General features: G+C 72.4%; 19 protein-coding genes, 1 tRNA gene, 1 other RNA gene and 1 riboswitch. Of the genes, 11 read left to right on the top strand and 10 right to left on the bottom strand.

The window, feature by feature from the left end; genetic code table 11:
- Positions 1–127: 127 nt before the first annotated feature.
- From AC0QU1_RS24780 to AC0QU1_RS24745, 8 genes are all read right to left on the bottom strand, one after another.
- Positions 128–1,444, bottom strand: coding sequence for a glycosyltransferase 87 family protein (locus AC0QU1_RS24780; protein WP_483573237.1), 1,317 nt, complete (start codon positions 1,442–1,444; stop codon positions 128–130).
- Positions 1,445–1,520: 76 nt separating this feature from the next.
- Positions 1,521–2,447 (bottom strand): DUF4097 family beta strand repeat-containing protein, encoded by a 927-nt coding sequence (locus AC0QU1_RS24775; RefSeq protein WP_483573235.1) that lies wholly within the window; start codon positions 2,445–2,447, stop codon positions 1,521–1,523.
- The gene (locus tag AC0QU1_RS24770) at positions 2,444–3,106 is read right to left on the bottom strand and encodes a response regulator (RefSeq protein ID WP_483573233.1); all 663 of its coding nucleotides are present in this window, start codon (positions 3,104–3,106) and stop codon (positions 2,444–2,446) included. Before AC0QU1_RS24770 ends, AC0QU1_RS24775 begins: the two co-directional genes overlap by 4 nt.
- Positions 3,094–4,524: a sensor histidine kinase gene (locus tag AC0QU1_RS24765; protein ID WP_483573232.1), complete on the bottom strand. Its 1,431-nt coding sequence runs from the start codon at positions 4,522–4,524 to the stop codon at positions 3,094–3,096. Before AC0QU1_RS24765 ends, AC0QU1_RS24770 begins: the two co-directional genes overlap by 13 nt.
- 93 nt (positions 4,525–4,617) lie before the next feature.
- On the bottom strand, positions 4,618–5,850 hold the full coding sequence (locus AC0QU1_RS24760) for an acyl-CoA dehydrogenase family protein (protein WP_483573230.1): 1,233 nt from the start codon (positions 5,848–5,850) through the stop codon (positions 4,618–4,620).
- 89 nt (positions 5,851–5,939) lie between these two features.
- Positions 5,940–6,623, bottom strand: coding sequence for a nicotinamide riboside transporter PnuC (gene pnuC, locus AC0QU1_RS24755; protein ID WP_483573228.1), 684 nt, complete (start codon positions 6,621–6,623; stop codon positions 5,940–5,942).
- Between the two features lie 115 nt (positions 6,624–6,738).
- Positions 6,739–6,875: riboswitch (FMN riboswitch) on the bottom strand.
- An 80-nt stretch (positions 6,876–6,955) separates the two neighbouring features.
- Entirely contained in the window at positions 6,956–7,705 is a 750-nt protein-coding gene (locus AC0QU1_RS24750; protein WP_483573227.1) for a TetR/AcrR family transcriptional regulator, read from the bottom strand.
- Positions 7,706–7,715: 10 nt separating this feature from the next.
- Positions 7,716–7,973: a hypothetical protein gene (locus AC0QU1_RS24745; protein ID WP_483573225.1), complete on the bottom strand. Its 258-nt coding sequence runs from the start codon at positions 7,971–7,973 to the stop codon at positions 7,716–7,718.
- Between the two features lie 24 nt (positions 7,974–7,997).
- Between AC0QU1_RS24745 and AC0QU1_RS24740 the strand changes: the two genes are divergently transcribed.
- The 10 genes from AC0QU1_RS24740 (at position 7,998) to AC0QU1_RS24695 (ending at position 17,487) form a co-directional block, all read left to right on the top strand.
- The gene (locus AC0QU1_RS24740; protein WP_483573224.1) at positions 7,998–8,927 is read left to right on the top strand and encodes an LLM class F420-dependent oxidoreductase; all 930 of its coding nucleotides are present in this window, start codon (positions 7,998–8,000) and stop codon (positions 8,925–8,927) included.
- 174 nt (positions 8,928–9,101) lie between these two features.
- Positions 9,102–9,968, top strand: coding sequence for a poly(ethylene terephthalate) hydrolase family protein (locus tag AC0QU1_RS24735; RefSeq protein WP_483573223.1), 867 nt, complete (start codon positions 9,102–9,104; stop codon positions 9,966–9,968).
- A gap of 41 nt (positions 9,969–10,009) precedes the next feature.
- Entirely contained in the window at positions 10,010–11,272 is a 1,263-nt protein-coding gene (locus AC0QU1_RS24730; RefSeq protein WP_483573221.1) for a uracil-xanthine permease family protein, read from the top strand.
- Between the two features lie 97 nt (positions 11,273–11,369).
- Positions 11,370–12,086 carry a TetR/AcrR family transcriptional regulator gene (locus tag AC0QU1_RS24725; RefSeq protein ID WP_483573220.1) on the top strand — a complete coding sequence of 239 codons (717 nt, stop codon included), beginning with the start codon at positions 11,370–11,372 and terminating at the stop codon, positions 12,084–12,086.
- Positions 12,087–12,155: 69 nt separating this feature from the next.
- Complete coding sequence (locus tag AC0QU1_RS24720) at positions 12,156–13,145, top strand: ABC transporter ATP-binding protein (protein ID WP_483573218.1); 990 nt, start codon at positions 12,156–12,158, stop codon at positions 13,143–13,145.
- Positions 13,142–14,797 carry an ABC transporter permease gene (locus tag AC0QU1_RS24715; RefSeq protein ID WP_483573217.1) on the top strand — a complete coding sequence of 552 codons (1,656 nt, stop codon included), beginning with the start codon at positions 13,142–13,144 and terminating at the stop codon, positions 14,795–14,797. Before AC0QU1_RS24720 ends, AC0QU1_RS24715 begins: the two co-directional genes overlap by 4 nt.
- A gap of 230 nt (positions 14,798–15,027) precedes the next feature.
- Positions 15,028–15,324, top strand: a complete 297-nt coding sequence (locus AC0QU1_RS24710) for a type II toxin-antitoxin system VapB family antitoxin (protein WP_108493446.1) — start codon at positions 15,028–15,030, stop codon at positions 15,322–15,324.
- A gap of 19 nt (positions 15,325–15,343) precedes the next feature.
- A complete protein-coding gene (locus tag AC0QU1_RS24705) occupies positions 15,344–15,991 on the top strand; it encodes a LytR C-terminal domain-containing protein (RefSeq protein WP_483573215.1) in 648 nt (215 codons plus the stop codon).
- Positions 15,992–16,049: 58 nt separating this feature from the next.
- The gene (locus AC0QU1_RS24700) at positions 16,050–16,679 is read left to right on the top strand and encodes a hypothetical protein (RefSeq protein WP_483573214.1); all 630 of its coding nucleotides are present in this window, start codon (positions 16,050–16,052) and stop codon (positions 16,677–16,679) included.
- 67 nt (positions 16,680–16,746) lie between these two features.
- Positions 16,747–17,487, top strand: coding sequence for a YcnI family copper-binding membrane protein (locus tag AC0QU1_RS24695; RefSeq protein ID WP_483573213.1), 741 nt, complete (start codon positions 16,747–16,749; stop codon positions 17,485–17,487).
- Positions 17,488–17,596: 109 nt separating this feature from the next.
- On the opposite strand, the gene AC0QU1_RS24690 is transcribed toward AC0QU1_RS24695, so the two are convergent.
- Both AC0QU1_RS24690 and AC0QU1_RS24685 read right to left on the bottom strand, forming a co-directional pair.
- Positions 17,597–18,550, bottom strand: coding sequence for an endonuclease/exonuclease/phosphatase family protein (locus AC0QU1_RS24690; protein WP_483573212.1), 954 nt, complete (start codon positions 18,548–18,550; stop codon positions 17,597–17,599).
- A 245-nt stretch (positions 18,551–18,795) separates the two neighbouring features.
- Positions 18,796–18,880, bottom strand: a tRNA-Ser gene (locus AC0QU1_RS24685).
- Positions 18,881–19,121: 241 nt separating this feature from the next.
- Between AC0QU1_RS24685 and ffs the strand changes: the two genes are divergently transcribed.
- Positions 19,122–19,218, top strand: an RNA gene (ffs, locus tag AC0QU1_RS24680) — signal recognition particle sRNA small type.
- Positions 19,219–19,377 lie beyond the last annotated feature (159 nt).

The following is a 19,377-nucleotide window of genomic DNA, read 5'->3' as shown; positions in this document are numbered from 1 at the left end:
AGGTCTTCCGTGCGTCGAGCCGGGGAACGGGCGGCGTCGGGACGGTTACCGGTACGCGAGATGTCACGTTCCTGACCGTAGCGGAGCCGCGGCCGGCCCGGCATGAGGAAACTCCCTGGGCAGACCCTCAGTCGGCTATGGACGTCACCCGGCGGGCGCGCACGAGCTCGACCAGCCGGGCGACCGCGCCCACCAGCAGCGCGACGAGGAGCAGGTTGCGCAGCGCGCCGATACTCGTGGCCAGCGGCCAGCCGCCCAGGAACTCCCCGTACCGGATCGGGTAGATCTCCATGGTCAGCCGCGCCACGGCCAACGTGCCGACCGCGGGCAGGAACCACGTGCGGAGCGTGCCCTGGCTGCGGCTGCCGAGCGCGATCCCCGCCGCGACCGGCGGCCCGATCCACGCGATGAACTGCGGCGATCCCACCTTGTTGAAGACGATCAGCGCCAGCAGCTCCGCGGCGGCGCCCAGCAGCAGGACGTCGCCCACCCGGTCGGGCCGGCGCCGGGCCGCCCACCAGACGAGTGCGCCGATCAGCAGGGCCGCGACGGGGAGCGCGACGTCGAGCGCCTGCGCCACGGCGTCGGCGCCGTCGCCGAGCACCTCGTAGGTGTAGATGACGTCGTCGTACTCCACCTGGATGGAGGGGTCCCAGAGGCGGGCCAGGGTGAACGGCGTCGCCGCCACCGCCTCGACCTGGAGCTGCCGGTCGCCCTGCTCGCCGAACACGTCGAGCACGTTGTTCTGCCCGCCGCCCGCGAAGGCGGTGCCGATGACGACGGCGGACACCGCCGCACCCGGCAGCACGACATTGCGGGCGAAGCTCTTGAGGTTCGACGACGTCGCGGCGAGCGCGATGGCCACCGCGCCCGGCGCGATCTTGATCCAGGCGCCCACGGTGGCCAGTGTCATGGCGAGCGCCGGACGCCGGGCCGCCACGAGGAGCGCGATGAGGATGATCGGCGCGAGCAGGCCGTCGAGGCGGCCGATCCAGATGGGCCCGAGCGCCACCAGGAAGATGAGCCAGAACCAGACGGCGGCCGGCCCGCGCGGCCGCGCCCGGCCGAGCAGCAGGACGGCGACGGCGTTCGCCGCCGTCACCATGCCCAGCCACACCCAGTCGTACTCGTGCGTGGAGCCGGTGAACAGCGCGGGGAGGGCCATGGGCGCAAGGGCGCCGAGCGGATACACCCACGCGTAGTCGAAGACGGGCCACCACCCGGTTTCCGCGCCGGTGCGGACCCACCACTCGTACAGGTTCACGTCGCCGAGGATCTGCGCCTCGAACACCCAGGTCTGCAGCACTATCCAGCCGTGAGCCAGCACGAACGCGACCCAGAGGGCCGGCCACGAGGAGAGGACACGAAGCGTGGACAGCAGGACGTCCCTGCCCACGGTCCTGGGCGTTGTCGACAGCTCTGACGGGCTCGGCACGGGGCACATCCTTGCACTGATCGGGAGCGGCGTCGGCAAACCGGCGGATAACGGGCCCCGACCACCCGGTTGCGCCGGCGGCGGATCAGTTGCCGTCGAGGTAGGCGACGTCGCCGTTCGAGCTGCGGATCTCCACCGTGCGCTCGGCGTCCGGGTCCGTCGTGCCCTCGATGATCTCGTCGCCGTTCGACGTCTCCATCGTCAGGGCGACGGGCTCGCCGTCGCCGGTCACGGTGATCCGGCCGTTGCTGCTCTCCGCGTACACGTCCCCGTCCACCGCCGAGATCTCGACCGACCCGTTGCTGGTGTGCGCCGAGGCGTCACCGGTCACGGCGTCGAGGGTGATGCGGCCGTTGCTCGTCTCCGCGGTGACGGTTCCGTCCGCGCCGACGACGGAGATCTCGCCGTTGGAGGTCGACGCCTCGACGCCGGCCTCCGAGTCCGTGACGTCGATGTCGCCGTTGTCGGACTCCGCGACCAGCGGGCCGCCGATGCCCGCCGCCTCGACCGTGCCGTTGTTGGTGTGCACGGACACCTCGCCGGCCACCCCGCTCGCGACGACGTCGCCGTTCGACGTGCGCACCACCACCTCGGTGCCCGCGGGCAGGGTCACGTCGAGCTCGCCCGCGCAGCGGGGTCCGAAGGCGAACCACTCGCACCGGTGCGTCACCTCGAGCCGGCTCGCCGAGACGTCCGCGGAGTACGTGGGCTCCCGCAGGCCGCTGTGCGCTATGGCGTCCACCTCGATGTCGCCCTCTGCGGCACCGACGGTCACGTCGCCGTCGGCCACGAGCTCCACCGTGCCGACGGCGTCGTAGGACCGGTGGGTGGTGGCGGTCTCGTACATCACGAGGTCGACGAGGAACAGCGCGCCGAACGCGACCACGCCGGCGGCGAGGACGATGCCGACCGTGGTGAGGACGCGGCGGGTCGGGTCGCCGGTCGGCCGGTCCGGCGGGTAGGCGGTCTGGTCCGGGGGATATGGCTGGTCCTGGACGTAGGGCTGGGTCATGGGCGTGCTCCGTTCTGGTCGAGCCAGCGCAGCACGGCGAGCACGCGGCGGTGGTCGTCGGCGGCGGGCGGGAGGCCGAGCTTGGTCAGGATGTTGGTGACGTGCTTCTCCACCGCGGCCAGCCCCACGACGAGGCGGTCCGCGATGGCGGCGTTGGAGCGCCCCTCGGCCATGAGCGCGAGCACCTCGCGCTCGCGGGACGTCAGGACGTCGAGGTCGGAGCCGGGATGGCGGGCGATGATCTGGGTGACGACCTCCGGGTCCACGACGGTCCCGCCGTCGGACACCCTGGCCACGGCGTCGAGGAACTCGTCGACGTCGGCCACACGGTCCTTGAGCACGTAGCCCAGGCCGCGCGCACCGCGCGCAAACAGCTCGCTCGCGTAGCTCTGCTCCACGTACTGGGACAGCACGAGGATCGGCAGGTGGGGGTGCAGGCTGCGCAGGTGCACGGCGGCGCGCAGCCCCTCGTCGGTGTGCGACGGCGGCATGCGGACGTCGGTGACGAGCAGGTCGGGCAGCTCGGCGCCGGGCGCGGAGAGCGCACGGACCAGGTCGTCCGCCGTGCTGTGCCCCGTCACGGTGTGGCCTTCCGCGGTGAGCAGGCGGGTGAGACCGTCCAGGAGGAGGACCGAGTCCTCCGCGATCACGATGCGCACGGGACCTCCACGGTCAGGCGGGTGCCCTTGCCGGGCGGGCTGTCGAGCTCGAACGTGCCGTCCAGCGCGGCGACCCGGCCGCGCAGGCCGTCGAGCCCGCTGCCGGGGGACAGCTCGGCGCCGCCCCTGCCGTCGTCGCGCACCACGACGCGCAGGCGGAGCGGGGCCGTCTCGGGGGCGGAGGCGTCGCCCACCAGGCCCGCCTCCACCCACACGGAGTCCGCGCCCGCGTGCTTGGCAACGTTGGTCAGGGCCTCCGCGACCACGAAGTAGGCGGCGGCCTGCGCGGCGGAGCCCGCCGGCGTGAGGTCGCCCGAGACCCGCACACGAACGGGGACCGGGCTGCGCCCCGCGAGCGCGGACAGCGCGGCGTCGAGCCCGCGGTCGGCCAGGACGGCAGGGTGGATGCCGCGCACCAGGTCGCGCAGCTCGGCGAGGGTCTCCTTGATCTCGCGGTGCGCGAGCTCCAGCGCGGCCACGGCGTGCTCGGGGTCCTTGTCGGCCAGCCGGCGGGCCACGCCCAGTTCCACGCCGAGGGCCACGAGGCGCTGCTGGGCGCCGTCGTGCAGGTCACGTTCGATGCGGCGGCGTTCGGTGTCGGCGGCGGAGACGGCCGCCGTCCGCGACTCGGTGAGGACGGTCGCCCGCTCGTGGAGGACGGCGGCCCGCTCGCGGGCCGTGTGCGCGGCCGCCTCGGCGACGCGGGTCTCCTGCTCGGCCGCGGCGGCGCGGGCGCGGGCGACCTCTGCGGCCGACGGGCCCAGCAGGGACCGGGCCAGGCGCACCACGAGGTACGACCCGTACTGCGCGAGGGCGGCTCCGGCCCAGGCGAGCAGGACGGCGCCGGCGAGCGCGCCGACCACGGTGGCGGGCCACGGCAGCCCGGACCACGCGGCGAGGGCGCTGCCCCGGCCCAGCGGTACGAACACCACGGCGGCGACCGCCCCGGCGGCCATGGCCGTTGCCGCCGAGAAGAAGACGGTGCTGACGAGCATGGCGAGGAAGGCGTAGAGCGCGGCCGCCCAGGCGCGGTCGTCGCGGACCGGCGCCCACAGCCTGCGCCAGAAGCCCTGGGGCACCGGACGCGGTCGCGGGGCGGGGATCGAGACGCCGGTCTGGGCGGCGATGCGGGCGCGCTCGGCCGCGCCGAACCAGCGTGCCGCGATCAGCGCCGCGGCGAGCAGCGGCACCCCGGCGCCGAACACCGGGACCAGGCCCGCCGACACCAGGACGAGGATCCACAGGACCTGCCCGGCCGTCAGGTGCCAGAACCACCCGACGGCGAGCGCGGCGAGGGCGCGCCAGGTCGCTGGGTGGAACGGCGCCCGGAAGAACCCGTCGGCCGAGGTGAGCGCCGGGGCGACGTGCTCGTCGACGGGGCGCTCCTCGCCGGGGTGTGGCCCGTCATCGCTGCTCATGGGCACGACACTAGGCCGGTGCCCCCGCCCGGGACATGATGCGACCCCACGGGACGGGGGTCGGGTTGCCCCTACCCCGCCCCCGTACCGGGGTTACGCGAACGCGCTGGTGCCGGTGATCTCGCGGCCGATGATCAGCGCCTGCATGCTCTCGGTGCCCTCGTAGGTGTGCAGGGCCTCGATGTCGGCGAAGTGCCGGGCCACCCGGTTCTCCAGCAGGATGCCGTTGCCGCCGAGCAGGTCGCGGGCGATGGCGGCGATCTCGCGCGCGCCGCGCGTGCACGTGTACTTGGCGAGCGAGGCCTGCGGGCCGGTGAGCTGCTCGGCCTCGTCGAGCCGGGTCATCTGCTTCACGAGGAGCTGCATCTGCGTGAGGATCGACAGCATCCTGGTGAGGCGCTCCTGCACCATCTGGCTCGCGGCGAGCGGCCGGCCGAACTGCACCCGCTGCTTCGAGTAGGCCACGGCGGCCTCGTAGCAGGCGATGGCCTGGCCGACGGCGCCCCACGCGACGCCCAGCCGGGTGGCGAACAGGACGCGGCCGGTGTCCTTGAAGGAGCGCGACTTCGGCAGCAGGCTGTCGGTCGGGACGAACACGTCGTTCAGCACGATGTGCGCCTGGTGGATGGCGCGCAGCGAGACCTTGCCCTCGATGGTCTTCGCGTCGTAGCCCGGGGCGTTCTGGGGCACGATGAAGCCGTGGACCTGGTTGTCGCCGTCGTCGCCGACCAGCCGGGCCCACACCACCGAGATGTCGCCGATCGAGCCGAAGCCGATCCACTTCTTCTCACCGTTGATCACGTAGCCCTCGACGCCGTCGCGGGTGGTCCGCACCGCCGAGGTCTCCAGGCCCACCGAGTCGGAGCCGTGCGTCGGCTCGGTCAGCGCGAACGCGCCCAGGATCTCGCCGCGGGCCATCGGGCCGGCATACCTCTCGATCTGCTCGTCGGAGCCGAGCATCACGATCGAGCGCAGCGCGAGGCCGCCCTGCACACCGCAGATCGTGGTCACCGAGCCGTCGCCGCGCGACATCTCCATCGCGGCCAGCCCCTCGGCCATCTTGGAGATCTTCGGGAAGCCGGGCACGTCCACGCCGTCGCGCAGGAAGTCCAGCTCGGCCATGCGCTTGACCAGGTCCATCGGGACCTCGTACCGCTCCCAGTAGCCGTCGATGACGGGGAGGACCTCGTCCTGCACGAACCGGCGGACGCCGAGCTGCCAGGCCCGCTCCTCCTCGGTGACGTCGGCGAAGGCGCCGGCGAAGTCGATGTCGAGCGGCTGCGTGACGTCGTAGTCGGGCGCCGTTACCCCGGGAGTCTGAGTCATGCCTCCATGGTGCTCCGGTACCGGATATCAGGTCAAGCGACTACGTCTCATCTCCGGCTCGCCCCAGACTCGTGCCGGCGCCGCCCAGCTCAGGCCGACGCCGTGGCGAGCCCTGTTGCGTCGCCGGTCTCGCGGCGGTTGATGCGCCACCACGCGAAGAACCCGAACAGGGTGAACGCGCCGTAGATCACGTACATGAGGGCGGTCGCCCAGTACCCGGCCGAGAACAGCAGCGGCGTGCCCACGAGGTCGACGGCCACCCAGATCAGCCAGAACTCGACCCAGCCCTTGGCCATGCCGTAGGTCGCGAGCACCGAGCCGGTGAAGATCCACGCGTCGGCCCAGACCGGCTCGAACGAGCCGAGGGCGCGGAACAGCGGGGTGAGGAGCAGCGTGCCCGCGACCATGCCGGTGATCAGGCCGACCCGGGCCCGCCACGATGCCCAGCGGGGGTGCACCGCGACGGTGTCGACGCCCTGCCGCTGGGTCTCCCGCCAGCGGTACCAGCCGTAGACCGAGACGGCGATGAACATGATCTGGCGGCCGGCCTGGCCCAGCATGTCGGCCCGCGTCGTCTCGCCGAACCACGAGCCCATGAAGACCGTGAAGAGCACGATGTTGCCGACGATGCCCACCGGCCAGGCCCACACCTTGCGGCGCAGCCCACCGAGCGCCGACGCCAGCCCGAACAGGTTGCCGATCACCTCGCGCCAGTAGATCTGCTGGTCGCCGACCAGGAACGTCGCGTCGTAGGCGGCGCGGAACCAGTCCATGTCTCTTTCCCTCTCCTCGAAGTCCCACACGGGACTCCGGGGTGAGGGCTGGCGCGCCACAAGGACGCCGACGACGGCGCCCGGCCGCCGCCCCGAAGGGTCGCCGGCGCGCGCCGCACGTGCTTCCTCCCATCCGGACTTTCACCGTCGGTCCTGGAATCTCACCAGGTCAGCCGGGTTCTCCCGCAGGAGAGACCCGGGTCGCGGACTATCACCGCCGGCTCGGAATTTCACCGACCCCGGAGCACGTGTGCAACTGCTGCTGCACGATGTCTAGCGGAACACAGGATGCCACGGCGCCATTCCCGCGAGAATGTCGCGCCCGCCACAGCTCAGACGAGCGCGTCCCGGACGGCCCGGGCCACCTCGTCGGGCCCGGCCAGGCCGTCGATGACGGTGACGACCACCCGGCGGGCGGCCGTGCCGCCGTCGTCGGCCTTGGCGTTGGCTGCGGCGCCGAGGACGGCGGCGCGCCGCAGGTCGGCGAACGCCTCCTCGAGCTCGGGCCGCAGGTCGAGGGAGGGGGTGCGCAGCCAGCGCCGCAGGATCGCGTTGTGCACGGCGACGACGGAGGCCGCGAAGGCGATGGACGCCGTGGAGGCGGACCGCTCCGGCGGCAGGGTGTCGCGCAGGTAGTGCGTGAACGCCCGCTCGTAGCGGTGCGTGGTGACGAGCTCGCGGTCGCGCAGGGCGGGGACCTGCTGCAGTAGCGCGTACCGGGCGAGCGAGGTCTCGCGCTGGCCCACATGGTGGTCGAAGACCATGCGCGCCGCGCGGCACACCTCGAGGTACGGGTCGACGTCGGGGTCCCACGAGCGGCCGAGGTCGTGCCCCGACTCCTCGCTGGCGCGGGCGTCGGGCCGGGTGGCGGCCAGCATGACCACCACCTCCTCGAGCAGCAGCTCGTGGTCGGCGAAGACCACGTCCTCCTTCGAGCGGAACCGGCGGAAGAACGTCGCACGGCTGACCTTCGCGGCGTCGGCGATCTCCTCGACGGTGGTTCCCTCGTACCCCTGCCGGGTGAACAGGTCCACCGCCGCGTCGACTGCCTGCGCGTGCGTGTGGGTACGGACGGCGGTCATGCCAGGCAGGCTACCGCGTGCCCCCCGGGCGACGTGAAGAGTCCTTGAATGACGAATGGCGTTCATGATGCGAATTTTCCTGATTGGCCGAGATCTTCCCTGACCGCAGCCTGCGCAGGTAACGCACCTCGCGCACGGCTATCAAGAGGCCGAGCGCGCCGGGCACGGCGGACCACAGGTGACCGAGCACCACGCCGACCATGCACACCAGGAAGATCACCCCGCCCGCGAGGACGGTGGCGAGACTTCTCCAACGGATGCCGGTCACGGGGTCGAGCGTAGTGTGCTGCGCGTGACTCTCGACCTGCGCATCTTCACCGAACCCCAGCAGGGCGCGACGTACGACGACCAGCTCGCCGTCGCCCAGGCGACCGAACGACTCGGGTTCAGTGCGTTCTTCCGCTCCGACCACTACCTCGCCATGGGCAGCAGCGACGGCCTGCCCGGCCCCACCGACTCCTGGGTCACGCTCGCCGGCCTCGCCCGTGAGACGTCGACCGTGCGGCTCGGCACGCTGGTGTCCTCCGCGACGTTCCGCCACCCCGGCGTCCTCGCCATCCAGGTGGCGCAGGTGGACCAGATGTCGGGCGGCCGGGTCGAGCTCGGCCTCGGCACCGGCTGGTTCGGCGCCGAGCACAGCGCCTACGGCATCCCGTTCCCCGACAAGCGGTTCGGGCTCCTGGAGGAGCAGCTCGCCGTCGTCACCGGGCTGTGGAGCACGCCGGCCGGCGAGACGTTCTCCTTCTCCGGCGAGCACTACCGGCTCGTCGACTCGCCGGCCCTGCCCAAGCCCGTGCAGCGGCGGATCCCCGTGCTCGTGGGCGGCGGCGGCCCCCGCAGGACGCCGGCGCTCGCGGCCCGGTACGCCGACGAGTACAACCAGTCCTTCCCGCAGATCTCGGCCGTCGGCCCGCGCATCAAGGTCATCGAGAAGGCGTTGTCCGACGCCGGGCGCACGCCCGACTCGATGATCCAGTCGGTGGCGCTCGTGACCGCCGTCGGAAAGGACGAGGCCGAGTTCACCCGGCGCGCCGCGGCGATCGGCCGCGAGCCGGCAGAGCTGCGCGAGCACGGCATCGCCGGAACGGTCGCCGAGGCGGTGGACCGCCTCAAGGCCCTGGAGGCCGACGGCGTGCAGCGGGTCTACCTGCAGGTGCTGGACCTGGCCGACCTTGACCACCTCGACCTGATCGCGCGCGAGGTGCGGCCGCAGCTCGGCTGACGATGTGATCCGCGCCCGCGGCGGCCGCCGCCGTCGTCCGCGCCCGCCGTCGGCGTTGTCGTCGGCGGCGCCGACGTCGTCGCGGGGGCGGATCACCCGTTCGGCGGGCCGAGCGGAGAGATGTTTCCTAGGGTCGGGTCAGCCGCTCGTTGCGACACACCTCAGGAGAACCTCATGCAGAGCTTTTCTCGTGCTGTCCGCGCCGCTCTGGCCGCCTCCGTGCTCGCCGCGTCCACCCTGGTCGCCGGCCCGACCAGCGCCGTGGCCGACGACGGCTACCAGCGTGGCCCCGACCCGACGGAGGAGAGCATCGAGGCGCCCGTGGGGTTCTTCGACGTCGGAGCAATAGTCATCTCCCGGGCCGCCGCCGTGGGCTTCGGTGGCGGCACCGTCTACTACCCGACCGACACGTCGGAGGGCACCTTCGGCGCCGTAGCCATCGCCCCCGGCTACACGGCCACGCAGGCCAGCATCGCCTGGCTCGGCCCGCGGCTGGCCTCGCAGGGCTTCGTCGTCTTCACCATCGACACCCGCTCCACCGCGGACTTGCCCGCCCGCCGCGGCGACCAGCTCCTCGCGGCGCTCGACTACCTGCGGGGCACGGCGGTGGCCTCGCGGATCGACCACGAGCGGCTGGCCGTGATGGGTCACTCGATGGGCGGCGGCGGCAGCCTGGAGGCCGCGAAGGACCGCCCCGCGCTGCAGGCCGCCGTGCCCCTGACGCCGTGGAACATCGACAAGACGTTCCCGGAGGTCACCACGCCGACGCTGGTCATCGGCGCGGAGGACGACACGATCGCCCGGGTGCGGACGCACGCCGAGCCGATGTACGAGTCGCTGCCGGCCGACGGCGAGAAGGCCTACCTCGAGCTCCGCGACGCCACGCACTCCGCGCCCAACGTGCCCGACACGACGATCGCCAGGTACAGCATCTCCTGGCTCAAGCGGTACGTGGACGACGACGAGCGGTACGAGCAGTTCCTCTGCCCGCCGCCGGCCGCGGACGCCGAGATCAGCGAGTACCGCGACACCTGCGACTAAGATCCGCGCGACTTACCCGTTGCGAGATCAAGGACAAGCAGATGCGACTCGGCTGGAAGCGGCACGGTGACGGCGCGCACATCACCCCCGGCGAGGTGGTCGCCCCCGACGAGCGGCTGAGCTGGCCGCGCACCGTCGGGATCGGCCTGCAGCACGTCGTCGCGATGTTCGGGGCGACGTTCCTGGTGCCGGTCATCACGGAGTTCGACCCGGCGACCACGCTGTTCTTCTCGGCGGTCGGCACCATCGGCTTCCTGCTCATCACGGGGAACAGGCTGCCAAGCTACCTGGGGTCGAGCTTCGCGTTCATCGCGCCGATCACGGCGGTCACGGCGACCGGCGAGCAGTCCGTGGCGCTCGGCGGCATCCTCGTCACGGGCGTGCTGCTCGCGGCCGTCGGCACGGTGGTGCACTTCGCGGGGCCGCGCTGGATCCAGCTCGCGATGCCGCCCGTCGTGACGGGTGTGATCGTGGCGCTCATCGGCCTCAACCTGGCGCCGGCGGCCTGGAACAACTTCCAGGTGGCACCGCTCACGGCCGTGGTGACCCTCGCCTCGATCATCCTGATCCAGGTGCTGTTCCGCGGCATCGTCGGCCGCCTGGCGATCCTGCTCGGCGTGGTGGTCGGGTACGCGTTCGCCGCCGCGCGCGGTGAGGTGGATCTCACGGCGGTCGGCCGCGCGGCATGGGTGGGCCTGCCGACGTTCACCACGCCGTCGTTCGACCCGGCCGTGCTCGGGCTGTTCCTCCCGGTGGTGCTGGTACTCATCGCGGAGAACGTCGGACACGTGAAGTCGGTGGCCGCCATGACGGGCCGCAACTACGACCGGCTCACCGGCCGCGCGCTCCTGGCCGACGGCGTCGCGACCACCCTCGCCGGGCTGGGCGGCGGTTCCGGCACCACGACGTACGCGGAGAACATCGGCGTCATGGCTGCCTCCCGCGTGTACTCCACCGCCGCCTACTGGGTGGCGGCGGCCGGTGCGCTGCTGCTCAGCCTCTCGCCGAAGTTCGGCGCGCTCATCAACACCGTCCCCGAGGGTGTGCTCGGCGGCGTCACGACCATGCTCTACGGCATGATCGGCATCCTCGGCGCCCGGATCTGGGTGCAGGCGAAGGTCGACTTCTCCGACCCGGTGAACCTGACGACCGCGGCGGTCCCGCTCGTCATCGGCATCGCCGACTACACGTGGACGGCCGGCGACCTGCAGTTCGGCGGCATCGCGCTGGGCACGGCCGCCGCCCTGGTCATCTACCACGTCATGCGCGCGATCGGCCGCTGGCGCGGCACCGCGCAGGGCTGAGCCACTCCCCGTGTCAGACGTGCCGGCCACCCGGGGTGACCGGTGCGTCTGACAACCGTCTGGACGCCGGGCTGAACACGTGGATAGCATACTGAACGTGCGTTCAGCCGACAGGGTGGACAGGGTAGGAGAGCCGGCGGGGAACCCCCCGGCCGTCTCCGACCTGACCGCGCGCGCCCGGATCCGCGACGCCGCGATCCGCAGGTTCGCGGTGGACGGCTTCGGCGTCCCGGTGCGCGCCATCGCCGCCGACGCCGGGGTGAGCGCGGGCCTGGTGATGCACCACTTCGGTTCGAAGGACAAGCTCCGCGCCGAGTGCGACGCGCACCTGCTGGCCGAGATCCGCCGGCTCAAGCGCGAGAACGTGGCCGACGCCGCGGCGGGCCAGAGCTTCTTCCACAAGTTCGCGGGAGCCGAGGAGAACGCGCCCATCGTCGGGTACGTCCTGCGGTCGATGCAGGACGGCAGCCCGCTGGCCCGCGAGTTCATCGGCCACATGGTCGCCGACGCCGAGGGCTACACCCAGGACGGCGTCGCCGCCGGCGTGATCGTGCCCAGCCGGGACGAGGTCGCGCGAGCGCGCTACCTCACGCTCTCCGCGCTCGGCGCGCTGCTGCTCGAGGTGACCCTCAACCCGCCGTCGGACCCGGCCGACCTCGTGGCCATCGTCCGCAACTACCTCGCCACCAGCTACCTGCCCATGCTGGAGCTGTTCACCGAGGGCTTTCTCACGTCACGGCGCATGCTCGACGAGTACCTCTTGTACGTGCCGGACCCGCCGTCGCAGGACGGGACAGCGCCCGCCTCAGCCTGACCGGCACCGCCGGCCGCACAGCGCTGCCCTGCTACGTCTCCCATACCGACGTCAGAGAGCGAACCTGTCATGACCGCGACACCTGCTATCGAGATCCACGACCTGGACAAGTCCTTCGGCAGCGTGCGGGCCCTCGACGGCCTGAACCTGACCGTGCGGCCCGGTGAGGTCCGGGGCTTCCTCGGCCCCAACGGGGCCGGCAAGTCCACCACCATCCGCATCCTGCTCGGCCTGCTGCGGGCGGACGCCGGCTCCGCGCGCCTGTTCGGCGGCGACGTGTGGCGCGACGCCGTCGAGCTGCACAAGCGCATCACCTACGTGCCCGGCGACGTGAGCCTGTGGCCCAACCTGACCGGCGGCGAGTGCATCGACTACCTCGCCCGGCTCAGCGGCCGGCACGACCGGGCGCGGCTCGCGGCGCGCAAGGCCGAGCTGCTGGAGCGCTTCGAGCTCGACCCGCGCAAGAAGGCGCGCACCTACTCCAAGGGCAACCGTCAGAAGGTCGCCCTGGTCGCGGCCTTCCTGACCGACGCGGAGCTGTACGTGCTCGACGAGCCCACCTCCGGCCTCGACCCCCTCATGGAGGCCGTGTTCACCGAGTACATCCGCGAGGCCAAGGCCGCAGGCCGGTCCGTGCTGCTCAGCAGCCACATCCTGTCGGAGGTCGAGAAGGTCTGCGACACCGTCACGATCATCCGCAACGGCACCGACGTCGAGTCCGGCACCCTCGACGAGCTGCGCCACCTCACGCGCACCAGCGTGACGGCGGTGGTGGGCGGCGACCCGGCGGCGGTCGCCGCGCTGTCCGGCGTCCACGACCTGGTCAGCACCGTGACCGACGACGGAACGCGCGTCACGTTCGACGCCGACAACACGCAGATCGGCGCGGTGCTGTCCGCCGTCACCGCGCTCGACGTGCGCAGCCTCACCGCGACCCCGCCGTCGCTGGAGGACCTGTTCATGCGCCACTACGGCGACGTGCTCGACGCCGATGAGGCGGCCGCGGAGGCCGCGGCGGCGGCGAACGGCTCGCCCGCCAAGAAGGCGGGTGCGCGATGAGCGCGGCCGTCGCGACGCCGTCGGCCCCTGCCCTGGCCCGGCCGGCGTTCGGCTCGACGCTCACCGGGACCTGGAGCCTGCTGCGCTTCATGCTGCGCCGGGACCGGATGCGCATCTTCTGGTGGACGCTCGGCGTCACGCTCCTCTACGCGGGCGGGCTGGGCGAGTACGTGCTGCTCGACGACCCCGCGGCCAGCGAGGCCCGGTCCGTGCTGGTCTCGTCGCCGGCGATGGTCTCCATGACGGGGCCCGGCTACGGCCTCGACGACTACACGCCGGGCGCCGCCGTGGCGAACGAGTTCATCCTCTGGGTCGTGCTCACCCTGGCCGTGATGAGCATCCTGCAGATCGTGCGCCACACCCGGTCCGAGGAGGAGAGCAGCAGGTCCGAGCTCGTGCGCGCCGGCAAGGTGGGCCGGCACGCGCCGTCGGTCGCCGCGCTGCTCCTCGTCCTGATCATGAACGTGGTCATCGCCCTCGCCAGCGGCGCGACGGTCGCCGCACAGGACTTCGACGCCGCGCAGTCGTTCGCGATGACGTTCGCCATAGCGCTCGGAGCGCTCGTCTTCGGGGCCGTCGCGCTCGTCGCGGCGCAGGCCTACGAGCACGGGCGGGGCGCCATCGGCCTCTCGCTCGCCGTGCTCGGCGCCGCGTTCCTGCTGCGGGCCCTCGGCGACATCCAGGAGGAGCACGGCAACGCGCTGTCGTGGCTCTCGCCGATCGCCTGGGTCCAGCAGACGCGCGTCTTCGTGGACCTGCGGTGGTGGCCGCTCGGCCTGTGCGCCGCGGCGATCGTTGTGCTCATCGTCCTGGCCGCGTACCTGGGGTCGCGCCGCGACTTCGGGGCCGGCCTGGTCGCCGTGCGCAGGGGCCGTGCCGACGCCGCGCCCTCGCTGGCCGGCCCCGCCGCGCTGGCGTGGGTGCAGCAGCGGGGCGCCCTGATGTGGACAGGGCTCGGCCTGGGGGTGATGTGGCTCGGCTCGGGCACCGTCATCAGGGAGGTGCCCAACATGCTGGACGCCGTCGAGGGGAACCCCATGTACGCCGCCCTGCTCGGCAGCGGCGAGGACATGGTCCGGACGTTCCTCGGGATCTTCGGCCTCTACATCGCGGCCGGCGCGGGGGCCTACGGGATCGCCGCGACGCTGCGGGTCAAGGGCGAGGAGGAGGCCGGCCGGACCGAGATCTCCCTGGCCGCGCCCGTGTCCCGCGGGCGGTGGCTCGGCTCCTCCCTCGTGGTCGCCGTCCTCGGGACCGCGGTCGTGCAGGTCACCGGCGCGCTCGCCCTGTGGCTGGGCGCCGCGTCCACGGGGTACGACGAGCTCGCGTTCGAGGAGTACCTGGAGCTCGGTCTCGTGTACCTGCCCGCGCTCGCCGTGCTCCTGGGACTCGCGGCGGCACTCTACGCCTGGCTGCCGCAGGCGACGGGCATCGCGTGGGTGATGATCGGGTACATCTTCCTGGTGGGCATGTTCGCCGACCTGTTCGACCTGCCGGAGTGGGCGCGCAAGATCTCGCCGTTCTGGTGGGTCGGCAGCCCCGCGCTCGAAGGCGTCGAGGCTTCCCATCTGTGGGGCCTGGGCGGCGTCGCCGTCGTGCTGTTCGCGCTCGCGTTCCTGGGGTTCCGGCGCCGGGACATCCCGAGCGTCTGAACCCGCCGGGACCGAGCGGAGGGGACGTCACCGGCCCGGGCTGCGGGCCGGTGACGTTCCGGCAACGATCTCGGCAGCGATCGTTGCCGGGCCGCCGATCCGGCGGCCGGCCGGCTGTCGCCCGTGCGCGGCTTCCGGTAGGCTCCTCCGAGCCTGTCCGGTGCTCAGCAGGCTGGTTCTCTCCGCCGCTCCCGGATCGTGCCCCGCCGAGTCCAGTGAGGGATGGACCGATGATCTTCAAGGCCGTAGGAGACGGCCGCCCGTACCCAGAGCACGGGCGCTCGCGGACCCGCGACTGGGTCGACGTGCCGCCGCGCCAGGTGCGGCTCGACGAGCTCGTCACCACGAAGCGCACGCTCGACCTCGACACGCTCCTCGCCGAGGACTCCACGTTCTACGGCGACCTGTTCGCGCACGTCGTCGAGTACGAGGGCACCCTGTACCTCGAGGACGGCCTGCACCGGGCGGTGCGCGCCGCTCTCCAGCAACGTCCAGTGCTGCACGCTCGCGTGCTCACCATCCGCTGACCTCAGGTAGGTTCGTCGCGTGACATCCCCCGGGTACGACCAGGCGCGTGTGGAGCGCCGTCGCCGAGAGCACGAGCGCCAGGCCGTGGTCTTCGGCGTGCTCATCGCGTTCCTGGCGGTCTGCGGCATCTTCGCGCTCGCCGTCTACTCGGGTGCCATCAGCTCGCCGTTCAACCGGCCGTTCACCACCGTGGGCGGCGCGGAGCAGGAGACGTACCCGGCGCCGTGCGTGCCGCCCGTGGCCGGGCAGCCCGACGGCGCCCTCCCGACGGCGTACTCGGACACCCAGGTGCGCCTGCTCAACGCCTCGGGGGAGTCCGGTCTGGCCAAGGCCCACCGGACGGTCCTGGAGGAGCGCGGGTTCGACATCGTGGCGACGGGCGACGTGCCCGTGCGGCTCCAGGAGTCGGAGATCCGCTTCGGCCGGAACGGGATAGTGCAGGCGTACACGCTCGCCGCGCAGTTCCCGGAGATCCGCCTGGTGCTCGACGACCGCACCGAGCGGCGCGTGGACCTGCTCATCGGCGAGAACTACGAGGCGCCGCTCGACGTCGACGACGTCGAGGTGGCGGCCGACCAGCCGCTGCGGAACGTCGTGGGGTGCGTGCCGGCGCAGTCGATCGATCCGGAGAAGCGGATCATGCCGAGCAGCACCGACGAGGGTTAGGCAACCATCCCCGTAGGCGGGTACATACCGGGCAGCCGGCGAGACTAAGGTCTGTGCTGTGCTGACGCCGTCCTCGGGAGCCGTGCGCCTCGGCCGCGCGCTCCTGTGGGCGGCGGTCGTACTGGCGCTCGCCGTGACCGCGCACTTCGAGGCGGGCGGCCACGTGCCGCCCGCCGAGGCGATGGCGCTGCTCGGCGCCCTGCTGCTCGTGGTCACCACCGTCGCCGTGCGGCGGCAGATCCGCTGGCCGGGCGGCCTCGCCCTGGCCGGCCTCGGCCAGTACGCGCTGCACCAGGCCTTCTCGTTCCTCGGCGGCGCCTGCGCGCCGTCCATGCTGTCCGACGGCGGGGCGCACGGGCACCTGGCCGGTCCGGTCACCGTCACCGGCACGCTGCCGGACGGGACGTGCCTCGGCGCGGAGGCCGCAGCGATCGGTCCGGAGATGCTCGCGTGGCACGCCCTCGCGACGGTCGTGACCGTCGGGCTGCTCGTCGGCGTCGAGCGCGGCGTGTGGCTGCTCGCGTCGTGGCTGGCCCGGCCCCTCACGGTGGAGCCGCTGCGGCTCCCCGTGGCCCTGCGGGTCCTGGTGTCGGCGACGGTCGAGACGCCGTCGGGCCCCGTGGACGTGGATGTCGCGCCGGTGCGCGGGCCGCCGCCGTCGGCCCGGGTGATGCACCTCGCGGCCTGACGGAAACGGGCGGGAGGTGCGTCGCCGTACGCCCTCCTACTCATTCCACACCCGAAGGACCGAGCACATGACTCGCTTCAGCATGCCCACCCGCCGCGCCCTCGTGGCAGTCCCCGCAGCCGCCGTCCTGGTGCTGCTGCCCACCACCGCCTACGCGCACGTCACCGTGAACCCCGACACGACCGCCGCCGAGAGCTACGCGAGCCTCACGTTCCGCGTGCCGACCGAGTCGGACACCGAGTCGACGGAGAAGCTCGTGGTGGACCTGCCCACCGACACCCCGTTCCTCAGCGTCACGCCGCGCAGCCTGCCCGGCTGGGACGTCGAGGTCGAGGTGGAGCAGCTCGACGAGCCGTTCGAGGTCGAGGGCGCGACGGTCGACGAGGCGCCCGCCCGCGTGACCTGGACGGCGCAGCGGGGCCACGAGGTGCCGCCGCACGAGTACCAGGAGTTCGCGATCCGGGTCGGCGCGCTGCCCGAGGAGGGCACCGACGTCGTGCTGCCCGCGCACCAGACGTACACCGACGGCGAGGTCGTCGACTGGGACGAGCTCGCCACCGACGACGGTACGGAGCCGGCGGCTCCCGCACCCGTGTTCACGACGACGGCCGCGGAGTCGGGGGAGGGGCACCACGGTGCGGCCTCTGGCGACACCGCGGCTTCCGCTTCCGGAGACGCCGCTGAGGGCGGGTCGGCGGCGGCCGACGCCTCCGCCGTCGACCCGGTCGGCCGCTGGCTCGGCGGGGCCGGCATCGTGGTCGGGGCCGCCGGGATCGTGGCGGCGCTGGTCACCCGCCGTCGTGCCTGACGCCGGTTCGCCGAGCTGGAGCGTCCCCGTTCCCGCCTGACACCGGTTCGCCGGGCCAAGGGCGTCCCCGTTCCCGCCGGCGGGAACGGGGACGCTACCGCGGAGGTGCTCAGAGCTTGAGCAGCGCCTGGACGGGCGTGTGGTCGCTCGGGTAGCGGCCGTCCTTGGTCCAGGTGTTGATCGCCGCGTAGCGCACGTCGATCCCTGCCGTGGCGAGGATCCAGTCGATCCGGGTGCCCGTGGGGTTGGGCGTGCCGTAGTTGGGGAACGTCCCGACGTACGGGGTGAGCTGCCGGTCGGCGGCGAGCCAGGTGTCCTGCAGGCCGGCCTCGGTGACCAGGACGTCGTACGGTGCGGACGCCTCGGCAGCCGCGTTGCAGTCGGCGGTGAAGACGACGGGGAGGCCGGCCGCCGCGATCTGGTCGCGCACCACCTGGGCGCTGCGCACGCGTGCGTTCTCCGACTGGTGGTCGAAGTGCGAGTTGATGTGCAGGAAGTCGCGGCCGGTCACGCTGTCGTGCAGCTCGGCCCAGGTGACGATCCGGGTCACGGAGTTGCCCCACGTGGCGGAGCTGATGAGGTCCGGCGTGTCGGACAGCCAGAACTGGTCCCACCACTTCACGGTCAGGCGGCGGGCGTCGTAGAAGATCGCCGAGTACTCGCCGGCGGCTCCGCCGTCGCGCCCGAAGCCCACCATCTTGTAGCCGCGGCCGAGCCCGGCCTCGACGGCGGCGAGCTGGTTGAACTCGACCTCCTGGACGCCCAGGATCGTGGGCTGCTCGAGCCGCAGGAACTCGGTGGTGAGCGGCGCGCGCTCCGGCCAGTAGTCGGGCTCGCCGGGCTGGGTCTGGCCCTCGCGGTCGTAGCGGACGTTGAAGCTCATGGCGTGCAGCCACTCGCCTCGGGCGGGGCCGATCACGGGCCGGGCGCCGTGCGCCGTCTGCGCGGCGGCCGGGGCTGCTGCGGCCGGACCTGCCGCGGCCGTGCCGGCCAGGGCGGCGGCGCCGACGGCACCCGCCGCGGTGAGCATGGTGCGACGCGAGATGCCGGGGGTGGTGGACATGCGCTCTCCTCCAGATCAAGGGGGTTGATGCCCGTCCACCCGACCAGACAGAGGTGAGCGTGCCCGGAACGTCGTGTGACGTATGGGCGAATTGCGAGGCCGGCGCCCGCGGACGGCGCGAACCGGGCACAGAATCACGCGGGCTCTCCGCAGTGTGCCCATTCTGTGCCCACACGCCCCGTGCCGGACATGGCGAAGGGCTCGGAACCGTTGGAATTCCAACGATCCCGAGCCCTGGCATCCTGCGGAGGATGGGGGATTCGAACCCCCGAGGGCGTGAACCCAACACGCTTTCCAAGCGTGCGCCATAGGCCGCTAGGCGAATCCTCCTCGCGTTCCGCACCAGGGCGGCACGCGACCACGGACCGGAGTCTGGCGCGGCCTGACGAGGATACCGGACGCCCTGCTCGGACAACGAATCGGAATCGGGGGCGAACTGTGAGGTCGCGAACAGCGGGTGGCGGGTCGTTCGGCCGGGCGTGCCGTGTGGCTCGCGGTCCGGCCGCCCTGTGGTTCCCGGTCCGGTCGTCGCGCGGTTTCAGCCGGGGCGTTCGGATCGGTTAGTCTGTGAGCAGACCCCTCGTGCGGCACCATCTCGCCGAACTCCCCCAGGGCCGGAAGGCAGCAAGGGTAAGTGAGCTCTGGTGGGTGTGCGGGGGGTCCTCTCGTTCCCGCGTTTCTGCGGATCCTCCACGATGTGGAACAGAATCCGTCCGCATCGTGGGATTTCTCCGGAAGGGATTCGCTTCGGGGTCCTGCCGTGACGCACGATGTCCGCATGACCCGCACCCGGACCGCCGCCCCGACGTCGCGCACCTGCCGCGACG

This window comes from Promicromonospora noduliphila, from assembly GCF_056951025.1.
Note: the sequence above shows the minus strand (reverse complement) of the source record. Positions and strands in the feature narration are given on the sequence as shown.

Excerpts from the sequence above, each read along its gene's own strand:
- AC0QU1_RS24780 (WP_483573237.1), bottom strand. The coding sequence starts at position 1,444 with ATGTGCCCCGTGCCGAGCCCGTCAGAGCTGTCGACAACGCCCAGGACC.
- AC0QU1_RS24775 (WP_483573235.1), bottom strand. The coding sequence starts at position 2,447 with ATGACCCAGCCCTACGTCCAGGACCAGCCATATCCCCCGGACCAGACC.
- AC0QU1_RS24765 (WP_483573232.1), bottom strand. The coding sequence starts at position 4,524 with ATGAGCAGCGATGACGGGCCACACCCCGGCGAGGAGCGCCCCGTCGAC.
- AC0QU1_RS24760 (WP_483573230.1), bottom strand. The coding sequence starts at position 5,850 with ATGACTCAGACTCCCGGGGTAACGGCGCCCGACTACGACGTCACGCAG.
- pnuC (WP_483573228.1), bottom strand. The coding sequence starts at position 6,623 with ATGGACTGGTTCCGCGCCGCCTACGACGCGACGTTCCTGGTCGGCGAC.
- AC0QU1_RS24750 (WP_483573227.1), bottom strand. The coding sequence starts at position 7,705 with ATGACCGCCGTCCGTACCCACACGCACGCGCAGGCAGTCGACGCGGCG.
- AC0QU1_RS24735 (WP_483573223.1), top strand. The coding sequence starts at position 9,102 with ATGCAGAGCTTTTCTCGTGCTGTCCGCGCCGCTCTGGCCGCCTCCGTG.
- AC0QU1_RS24730 (WP_483573221.1), top strand. The coding sequence starts at position 10,010 with ATGCGACTCGGCTGGAAGCGGCACGGTGACGGCGCGCACATCACCCCC.
- AC0QU1_RS24720 (WP_483573218.1), top strand. The coding sequence starts at position 12,156 with ATGACCGCGACACCTGCTATCGAGATCCACGACCTGGACAAGTCCTTC.
- AC0QU1_RS24715 (WP_483573217.1), top strand. The coding sequence starts at position 13,142 with ATGAGCGCGGCCGTCGCGACGCCGTCGGCCCCTGCCCTGGCCCGGCCG.
- AC0QU1_RS24710 (WP_108493446.1), top strand. The coding sequence starts at position 15,028 with ATGATCTTCAAGGCCGTAGGAGACGGCCGCCCGTACCCAGAGCACGGG.
- AC0QU1_RS24695 (WP_483573213.1), top strand. The coding sequence starts at position 16,747 with ATGACTCGCTTCAGCATGCCCACCCGCCGCGCCCTCGTGGCAGTCCCC.
- AC0QU1_RS24690 (WP_483573212.1), bottom strand. The coding sequence starts at position 18,550 with ATGTCCACCACCCCCGGCATCTCGCGTCGCACCATGCTCACCGCGGCG.